A 1033-nucleotide genomic window follows, 5' to 3' on the forward strand; every position below is an offset into this window, starting at 1 on the left:
GCCATCTACCAGGTGGTGCCTGATTAATCCCCGTCTCGTGCTGTTTGGCGTCGCTCATGACTGATCACTCGCAGTCCCTGACTCGTTGTGTGGCCTGAGACACAGGCTGCCTCGTAGAGTCGGTCTGCGGGAGATGTATCCAACAGAAAACAACACCCCGAGGGCAACGATGACTGCTGCGGAGAACCTCGATCCAGACGAGTCGATGTGGAACCTCATCGCCATCTACCTGCGGGAAGAGCGAGTGCGACGGGGACTCTCACAGAGCAACGTCGCGAAGATCATCAAGGCAGACAGGGCTAGGGTTGCAAACCTCGAAGCCGGGCGATTGCGACTGAACGAAGATCAGGCCAAGGCCCTGGATACAACATGGCACAACACCCACTTTGCTTCGATGCGCCGCTACGCGATCAAGTTGGATCTCGGGCAGGACTGGGACAAGCAGCTCGCTGACCTGGAGGATGGCGCCCTGGTCGTTCGGATTTACCTGCATGGGCTGATTCCGGTCCCGCTCCAGACCGAGGCGTACGCGAGCTGGCTGCTCACCGCGGGACGCGTCGTGCGTGACATCGCAGACGCGGTGGCCAAGCGCATGACTCGAACAAGCAAGCTGCTGGGGCAGCTCCCGGGGATGGATCTCTGGGTCCTGGTTGACGAACGGGCCCTGACGCCTCCCGGGGTTGATCCGGCGGTGATGCGGGAGCAGCTCTACCATCTCTTGGAGCTGGCGATGCGCCCAGGGGTCTGTGTCAGGATCGTGCCCGAAGAGCAGAGTGTGCACGTCGGGACAGATGGCTCCTTCGAGGTCATCGTCACCGCCCGCGGTGACTACGTGGCCTACGTGTGGGCACAGCTCAGTGGCAGACTGGTCCATGAGGGCCCGGATGTCCGGGACCTGTCGCTACGGTATGACCGGATCGGGTCCAAAGCCCGACCGGAAAAAGAGAGCTTGCAGCTCATACAGGCGAAGGCGGATCAGTATGATCGCGTGGCGAAAGAGTAGCTACTCGGGTACCGGTGGCGGTACCAGTGG

At 61.4% G+C, this 1033-nt stretch carries 1 protein-coding gene; it reads left to right on the top strand.

Annotated elements, in window-relative coordinates; all coding sequences use genetic code 11:
- The first annotated feature begins 169 nt into the window (after window positions 1-169).
- Window positions 170-1003 carry a helix-turn-helix domain-containing protein gene (locus tag P696_RS0131645; RefSeq protein WP_026415471.1) on the top strand — a complete coding sequence of 278 codons (834 nt, stop codon included), beginning with the start codon at window positions 170-172 and terminating at the stop codon, window positions 1001-1003.
- Window positions 1004-1033 lie beyond the last annotated feature (30 nt).

It is taken from the genome of Actinomadura oligospora ATCC 43269 (assembly GCF_000518265.1).
Classification (GTDB): Bacteria; Actinomycetota; Actinomycetes; order Streptosporangiales; family Streptosporangiaceae; genus Spirillospora; species Spirillospora oligospora.

Coding starts and splice junctions, on each gene's coding strand:
- P696_RS0131645 (WP_026415471.1), top strand. CDS start 170: ATGACTGCTGCGGAGAACCTCGATCCAGACGAGTCGATGTGGAACCTC.